The organism is Sutterella sp., from assembly GCF_052272535.1.
Lineage (GTDB): Bacteria > Pseudomonadota > Gammaproteobacteria > Burkholderiales > Burkholderiaceae_F > Sutterella.
Window position 1 is genome coordinate 1 of sequence record NZ_DAVZJY010000032.1, and the last position, 6,915, is coordinate 6,915.

At 68.6% G+C, this 6,915-nt stretch carries 7 protein-coding genes and 1 tRNA gene (1 of these 8 only partly in view); 3 read left to right on the forward strand and 5 right to left on the reverse strand.

Annotation, left to right across the window (positions count from 1 at the left end; genetic code table 11):
• Positions 1 to 236 precede the first annotated feature (236 nt).
• Positions 237 to 2,018: a M61 family metallopeptidase gene (locus tag ACT6Y9_RS03095; protein WP_443743478.1), complete on the forward strand. Its 1,782-nt coding sequence runs from the start codon at positions 237 to 239 to the stop codon at positions 2,016 to 2,018.
• Here the strand turns inward: ACT6Y9_RS03095 and ung are convergent.
• The 4 genes from ung to rpe are packed head-to-tail and all read right to left on the reverse strand — an operon-like array spanning position 2,000 to position 4,552.
• Complete coding sequence (gene ung, locus ACT6Y9_RS03100) at positions 2,000 to 2,719, reverse strand: uracil-DNA glycosylase (protein ID WP_295480319.1); 720 nt, start codon at positions 2,717 to 2,719, stop codon at positions 2,000 to 2,002. The two genes, ACT6Y9_RS03095 and ung, sit on opposite strands and share 19 nt — an antisense overlap.
• Positions 2,719 to 3,168, reverse strand: coding sequence for a lysozyme inhibitor LprI family protein (locus ACT6Y9_RS03105; RefSeq protein WP_443743479.1), 450 nt, complete (start codon positions 3,166 to 3,168; stop codon positions 2,719 to 2,721). The genes ung and ACT6Y9_RS03105 overlap by 1 nt, the downstream gene beginning before the upstream one ends.
• Positions 3,165 to 3,857, reverse strand: coding sequence for an HAD family hydrolase (locus ACT6Y9_RS03110; protein WP_443743480.1), 693 nt, complete (start codon positions 3,855 to 3,857; stop codon positions 3,165 to 3,167). Before ACT6Y9_RS03110 ends, ACT6Y9_RS03105 begins: the two co-directional genes overlap by 4 nt.
• Positions 3,854 to 4,552 (reverse strand): ribulose-phosphate 3-epimerase, encoded by a 699-nt coding sequence (rpe, locus tag ACT6Y9_RS03115; protein WP_295480325.1) that lies wholly within the window; start codon positions 4,550 to 4,552, stop codon positions 3,854 to 3,856. The genes ACT6Y9_RS03110 and rpe overlap by 4 nt, the downstream gene beginning before the upstream one ends.
• Positions 4,553 to 4,712: 160 nt before the next feature.
• Between rpe and mltA the strand changes: the two genes are divergently transcribed.
• The gene (mltA, locus tag ACT6Y9_RS03120) at positions 4,713 to 5,921 is read left to right on the forward strand and encodes a murein transglycosylase A (protein ID WP_443743481.1); all 1,209 of its coding nucleotides are present in this window, start codon (positions 4,713 to 4,715) and stop codon (positions 5,919 to 5,921) included.
• 4 nt (positions 5,922 to 5,925) lie between these two features.
• Here mltA and ACT6Y9_RS03125 read toward each other — a convergent pair whose 3' ends face one another.
• Positions 5,926 to 6,648, reverse strand: coding sequence for a DsbC family protein (locus ACT6Y9_RS03125; RefSeq protein ID WP_295480329.1), 723 nt, complete (start codon positions 6,646 to 6,648; stop codon positions 5,926 to 5,928).
• A gap of 246 nt (positions 6,649 to 6,894) precedes the next feature.
• Here ACT6Y9_RS03125 and ACT6Y9_RS03130 point away from each other — a divergent pair.
• Positions 6,895 to 6,915: transfer RNA gene (locus tag ACT6Y9_RS03130), tRNA-Phe, on the forward strand (it continues 155 nt past the right edge of the window).

Genomic DNA, 6,915 nt, shown 5'->3' on the forward strand with positions numbered 1-6,915 from the left:
CAGCGAAGGATCGAAATCTTATAGAAGTCTTTCCTTCTTGTCAAGAGCGATTTGAAGATTTTTTGATTCGTTCGCGTCGCTCCGGACTTGTTTACTGCTTCGTTCGGAAGCAGGATGCGAATTATGTCGTGGTTCGCAGGGTTTGTCAAGGCCTCGAGAAAAATATTTTTCGATGAAGTCTGCTGAGGAGATCTCCCTACACTTGACGAACCCATCATCCACCCCGGAGGACGCTCATGCTCCGCTACACCATCACGCCCGACGCCGCGCACCATGCCTGGGACGTCGCGCTCACTCTTCCTGCGCCCGCGGCACCGCGCCTAAGGCTCGTCATGCCGACGTGGACCCCGGGCAGCTACGTACTGCGCGAGTATTCGGGCCGCATCTCGGAGGTGCGCGCCTGGTGTGCGGGCGAGCCTCTCGAGCTCGAGCAGATCGGCAAGGCCGAATGGATGCTCGATCTCACGGAGGCGCCCGACGCCTCCATGATCGAGATCCGTTGGCGTGCGTTCGCCTTCTCGACGGGCATCCACGACGCCTGGCTCGATCACGACCGGGGCTTCATCAATCCCCCCGCGGTGCTCCTCCATCCGGCGGGCCGCACCACGGAGGCGCTCGATGTCGAAGTGGCTTTCCGGGCGCCGGGCTGGCGCGTGCACACGGCGCTCGACCCCGCCGAAGGGGAGTCCGTCTGGCGCGCCCGCTCGCTCGACGAGCTGTTCGACTCGCCCTTCGTCCTCACGCCTGAATCGGGCGCGGGGACCGTGATCTGGACGCTCGAGGCATGCGGCGTGCCGCACGATATCGTGATCACGGGAACCGGGAGCCTCAACCGGGAGCGCATCGGACGGGATTTGAAGCGCATCTTCGAAACCGCAGCCGCCTTCTGGGATCCCGAAGCGGCCAAGCCGCCCTTCCGGCGCTACATGCTTGCGATGCATCTCGGTCCGGGCCTCTACGGCGGGCTTGAGCACGCCGCCGGAACGATGCTCCTCGAAGATCCGCAGACGCTCCCCGCGGCGGGCGAGGCCGAACCTCCGAAGCGCTACGACGAGTTCCTCGTGCTCGCCGCGCACGAGTACTTCCACGCCTGGCTCGTGAAGCGCCTCAAGCCCGCGGCCTTTCTGCCCTACGACCTCTCGCGCGAGACCTACACCCACGACCTCTGGATCTTCGAAGGCTTCACGTCCTACTTCGAGAGCGTCATCGCCCGCCGGGCGGGCGTGATCTCCGAAGAGGCGTACCGGCGGCACTTCGCCGAGCGGATGAACTTCGCCCTCGGACGCGAGGGGTTCGACGCCATGTCGCTCGCCGAGTCGAGCTTCAACGCCTGGGTGAAGCTCTACCGTCAGACCGAGGACTCCGCCTACACGCAGATCTCCTACTACACCAAGGGCGCGCTCGCCGCGCTCATCATCAACCGGGCGCTTCTCGAGCGCTCGGGCGGCGACGTCTCCCTTGAAGGCTTCCTCGCCCGCTGGTTCGCCGGCGTACGGGGCGCCGTCGCCGCCGGACGCTGGCCGGGCCTCGCCGACGGAGCCTTGGGCGACGTGATTGCGGAGACGACGGGCGTCGACCTGCGTGCGCTCATCGCGACGCTCGTCCATGAACGCGACGGGCGGCGCTTCTGGGTGAAGGAGGTCGAGGCGTCGCTCGCCGCCGAAGGCTTGAAGAGCGAACCGGATCCGGAGGCGCCCGCGGCGCTGCGCATCGCCGGCATCACCTGCCGTCGCGAGGCCGGACGCGTCGTCGCGGGCTACGTGCCCTCACGCTCGCCCGCCTTCGCCGCCGGGCTCTTCGCGGGCGACGAGATCATCGCCGTGGCCGGGGAGCGCACCACGCCCGAAGGGTTCGCGCGCCAAATCGAGCGCGCCCGGGGGCGCAGGGTCGAGATTCACTACTTCCGCGGGCCGCGGCTCCTCTCAGGCACGCTCGACCTCGCGGCCGCACCCGACCCGGCGTTCCTTGAGCTTCTGCCGCGCCGGATCGTGCCGCTCGATCAGAAGAGCGGCTCCTGAACGGGATCCGGAGCGCCCTCCCAGCGCACAGGCGCCCCGCCGCGGCCGACGAGCCATTCATTCGCCGCGGCGAAGCACCGCGAACGCAGAAAGGCGTCCTCGCCGCGCGAGGCCGAGAGGGGCGAAGGGTGCGAAGCCGTGAGCACGCAGTGCTTCGACTCGTCGATGAGGGGGCGGAGCTTCTGCGCGGGCCGTCCCCAGAGGAAGAAGACGAGGCCCGTGCGTTCACGCGAGAGGGCCTCGATCACGCCGGATGTGAAAGGCTCCCACCCCCAACCCGCGTGCGAGAGCGGCCGGCCCGCCTCGACCGTGAGGACGGGATTGAGGAGCAGCACGCCCGCGCGCGCCCAGTCCGTAAGGTCGCCGCACGTGCGCAGGGCCGTTCCCGGAGCGCCCGCCGCGACCACCTTGAAGATGTTGCGCAATGAGGGCGGAAGCTTCTCGCCGCGGGGTACCGAAAAGGCGAGGCCGCAGGCCTTGCCGGGCGTGTGATAGGGGTCCTGTCCGATGATCACCGCCCGCACGGACTCGAAGGGCGTGAGCTCGAGCGCTCGGAAGGGCGTTGGCGGAAAGACGTCGGCGGGATCGTCAGCGATGCGCTTGAGAAGCGCCGCGCCGCCCGGCGAGGCAAGAAAGGCGTCGGCCGCGGCGCGCCAGCGTCCGGTGAGGCGCGCCGTGGAGAATTCTGGCTTAGCCGTCATCAGTAGCGCTGCTGCGAGAGGTGGCGGTTCATGAGGATGTTGGTGCGGATGCGGTAGTAGCCGATCCGGCAGGAGAGCTCCGCGTTCTGCTCGATGCGCCGGGCGCCCTTTGTGGCGTCGCCCACGAAGTCGCACTCGCGCTTCACGAAGGTCTCGAAGCTCTGCCCGGCGAGAATGAACTTGTTCCAAAGCGTGCGCCGCCCGGACTCCTTGTCGAGCGCCTTGGCGAGCGACGCGACGCGGTCGGTCACGTTCTTGTACTGCGCCTGGGTCATCTCGAGCTCCATCTCGAGGCAGCGCCCCTTCGCCTCGGCGTCGTCTCCCTTCGCCTTGGCGTAGCAGGCCGTCACGGCCTCGGACGTGGGCGACTCGGTCTGGGCGGCCGCCCATGCGGCGCCCGCCGAAAACGTGAGGACAGCCGCAAATGCGGCAACAAGAGCGCGCTTCATCGCTTGAGCTCCCTGATCAGTTGAGCGCACACGTGCGCGACGTCCGGCTGCACTTCGTGAAAGTCCTCCGCGGCGGCCCAGGCGGCGAGCGACACGCCCTCGTTGTAGCCCGTCTCGACGAGCATGGCGCGCACGCCCGCGGCGCGCGCGGCAAGCGCGTCGTTGCGGCTGTCGCCGACCATCACGCACTCGGCGGGCGCGACGCCCGCCTCGCGCATGGCCCGCTCGATCATGTCGGGCGCGGGCTTGGGACGTTCGGCGCCGCCCGCGCCGATCACGCCGTTGAAGAGGCCGGCGAGCCCCCGCCCCTCGAGGAACACCCGTGCGAGGGGCTCCTCCTTGTTCGTCACGACCCAACAGGCGACGCCCGCGCTCCGCAGCGCCCGCACGCCCTCGAAGGCGCCGGGGTAGGCGCTGATGCGGCTGCCGTCCATCTCCGACCAGACCTCGACGAGGCTGCGCAGCAGCGCGTCTTCCGAGAACCCGTCGACGGGCGCGCCCGCGGCGCGCCACCACTTCATCAAGCGCTCGATCAGCACCCGCACGCCGCCGCCGATCATCACGCCCACCACCTCGTCGGCGGGCTCCGGGAGGCCGTGCGCGCGCGCAAGCCGCCGCACGCCCTCGGCGATCTCAGGGAGCGAGCTCACGAGCGTGCCGTCAAGGTCGAAGCAGGCGAGGCGGATCATTCACACTCTCCAAGGGCGGCGACCGCATCCTTCATGCTTTGGATCACCGCGCGGTAGCCCTCGGGCGAACCCGCGCCGAAGACGGCCGAACCCGCGACGAAGGTGTCCGCGCCCGCCGCGGCGATGCGCGCGATGTTGCCGGGCTTCACGCCGCCGTCCACCTCGAGGGCGATCTCGCGCCCCGTGGCGGCCTTGTACGCGTCGAGCCGGGCGCGCACTTCGGCGAGCTTCTCGATCGTGGACTCGATGAAGCTCTGCCCGCCGAAGCCCGGGTTGACGCTCATGAGGAGCACGACGTCGATCCGGTCGAGCTCGTAGTCGAGGTACGAGAGCGGGGTAGCGGGGTTGAAGACGAGGCCCGCCTTGCGGCCGGCCGAGCGGATGAGCTGCAGCGTGCGGTCCACGTGCCGGGTCGCCTCGCAGTGAAAGGTGATGATGTCCGCGCCCGCGTCGATGAAGCTCGGAATGAGCGCGTCCACCGGCTCGATCATCAGATGCACGTCGATCGGGATCGAGACGTGCGGGCGGATCGCCTTCAGGACGAGCGGCCCGACGGTGAGGTTCGGCACGTAGTGGTTGTCCATCACGTCGAAGTGGATCCAGTCGGCGCCCGCCTGGGCGACGTCGCGGACTTCCTCGCCCAGACGGGCGAAGTCGGCGGAAAGAATGGACGGAGCGATGCGGCAGGTTCGCATGAATGTCTCCAGACGAAGCGGTGTCTCGGACGGGCGCGGTGCGCCCCGGGGAAAAAACGGCCTCAGTATATCTGCCCGGGCGCCCCGGGGCGCCTGCCAGGAGGAGTGCTTCGGACTAGACTGCTCAGACTTTTTTGAAGACGCCTTCGGCCTCCCGCTCATGTCCGACCTCCGTCAACCCCGTCCAAAGACGCTCCCGCGGCCGCGCACCGCCGCCGCACTCGCCCTCCTTGCGCTTCTCGCCGCCTGCACGACCGTGGAGCGACCGCCCGAGAAGAAGCCCGTGCCCGAAACCGCCTTCACCGCCGTGAGCTGGGAGGAGACGGGCGACGCGGACGCCCGGGGCTGGAGCGAGGCGCTCTCGGCCTTCCGCCGCTCCTGCCGCACCATCGCGGCCAACCCCGCCTGGGCGGCGCCCTGCCGGGCGGCGGACGCGGCCGATCCAGCCGCGGCGCAGACCTTCTTCAGAACCGCCTTCACGCCCTGGCGCGTCGAGGCGCCCGCCGGCAACGCGCTCACCGACACGGGCCTCATGACGGGCTACTACGAGCCGCTCCTCAAGGGGAGCCGGGTGAAGACCGGACGCTTCGCGCATCCGATCTACGGCGTGCCCGACGACCTGCTCGTGATCGACCTCGGCGAGCAACACCCGGAGCTCAAGGGGCTGCGGCTGCGCGGACGGCTCGAGGGGCGCCGGGTCGTGCCCTACGACCGGCGCAGCGCCATTCAGGAGCGCGGCGACATGGCGCGCTGGGCGATCGCCTGGGCCGACGATCCCGTGGACGTCTTCTTTCTGCAGATTCAGGGCTCGGGCCGGGTCGAGCTCCCCGACGGCTCCTTCATGCGCGTGGGCTACGCGGATCAGAACGGCTGGAAGTATCGCTCGATCAGCGGCTGGCTCGTGCAGCACGAAGGCCTCAAGCCCTCGGAACTCTCCATGCAGCGCATCCGCGCCTGGGCGAAGGCCCATCCGGAGAAGGTGAAGGAGGCGCTCGCACAGAATCCGAGCTTCATCTTCTTTGAGGAGCGCTCGGGCGACCCGGCGCTCGGCCCCGTGGGCGCGCAGGGCGTCGCCCTGACCCCGGGCGCCTCCGTCGCGGTGGACCCGAAGCGCTGGCGGCTCGGCACGCCCTTCATCGTCGCGACCGAACAGGACCGGCCGGCGCTCTCCTTCACGCGCCCCGTGGTCGCGCAGGACACGGGCGGAGCCATCAAGGGGGTGCTGCGCTTCGACTACTTCTGGGGGTTCGGCGATGAAGCCGGTTCGGCCGCGGGCCGCCAGAAGAGCCGCGTGAAGGCCTGGGTGCTCGTGCCCGCCGGCCTCACGCCCGAAGACGTGATTCCCGCGGGCGCGAGGAAGGTGAAGTAGTGCCTCAGCGCGCCGTCTTCTGCTCGTCGAGGATCTGGGCGAAATCCGACGCCGAAACCGCACCCGTCATGCGGTCGCCCGTGGGGAAGAAGAACGTGGGCGCGCCCGTCACGTTGTAGCGGCCCGCGAGCGAGAGGTTGCGCTGCATCACCGAGGCGTCGCAGTCCACCGGGGCGTCGGGCGGCGTGATGCCCTTGCGCATCCAGTCCGCCCAGGCCTTGGAGGGGTTCTTCGCGCAGACGATCTCGCGGTTGTTCTGCTCGCCGCGGATCATCGGCGTGACGAAGGTGTAGACCGTGAGGTCGCCCACCTGCTCGAAGACGCGCTCCATCGCGCGGCAGTAGGTGCAGTTCGCGTCCGAGAAAACGATCACCTCGCGCGTACCCTTGCCGAAGACCTGCTTCACGGCGTCTTCGCGCGGCCAGCGCTTCCAGTTCTCGCGCGCCCAGTCCTTGAGCCGCAGCTGCGTCTGGTTGGTCTGCGTCTTCGTGTCGATGATCGAGCCCGAGAAGACGTAGCGCACCTCGTCGTCCACGTAGAAGAGCCGGTCCTGGATGAAGACCTCCCAGAGGCCCGCGATCGGCGCGGGCTTCACGCTGTCGGCCCTGAGACCGGTGTTCTTCATGAGGTGATCGCGCACGGACTGCTCATCGGCCGAGGCGGCTCCGGAGAGAAGCGCGAGCGCGGCGCAGGCCGCGGCGGCGAATTGCTTGAGACGGGTGGTCATGATGGCGAAGACGCCTCCTTCTGCGTGGGTGGTGTTTTTTGCGCGCCCGGCGGGATCCCTTTCCGGGCGACGCTTCCGATTATCGCCAACCCGGCCTGCGCGAAAGCTGAACGACGCAGCATCCGGAGGGAATCAGGCATCACGCAAAAACGGTATTTTCCGTTCTTTGCTCCGGGCCTCCGGCCGAACGTCTTGCCAAAAGCACCGTGCCTCAATAGAATGCGTACCTCGACCTTTGGAAGGTACGGCTAGGTAGCTCAGTTGGTA

Excerpts from the sequence above, each read along its gene's own strand:
- ACT6Y9_RS03095 (WP_443743478.1), top strand. The coding sequence starts at position 237 with ATGCTCCGCTACACCATCACGCCCGACGCCGCGCACCATGCCTGGGAC.
- ung (WP_295480319.1), bottom strand. The coding sequence starts at position 2,719 with ATGACGGCTAAGCCAGAATTCTCCACGGCGCGCCTCACCGGACGCTGG.
- ACT6Y9_RS03105 (WP_443743479.1), bottom strand. The coding sequence starts at position 3,168 with ATGAAGCGCGCTCTTGTTGCCGCATTTGCGGCTGTCCTCACGTTTTCG.
- ACT6Y9_RS03110 (WP_443743480.1), bottom strand. The coding sequence starts at position 3,857 with ATGATCCGCCTCGCCTGCTTCGACCTTGACGGCACGCTCGTGAGCTCG.
- mltA (WP_443743481.1), top strand. The coding sequence starts at position 4,713 with ATGTCCGACCTCCGTCAACCCCGTCCAAAGACGCTCCCGCGGCCGCGC.
- rpe (WP_295480325.1), bottom strand. The coding sequence starts at position 4,552 with ATGCGAACCTGCCGCATCGCTCCGTCCATTCTTTCCGCCGACTTCGCC.
- ACT6Y9_RS03125 (WP_295480329.1), bottom strand. The coding sequence starts at position 6,648 with ATGACCACCCGTCTCAAGCAATTCGCCGCCGCGGCCTGCGCCGCGCTC.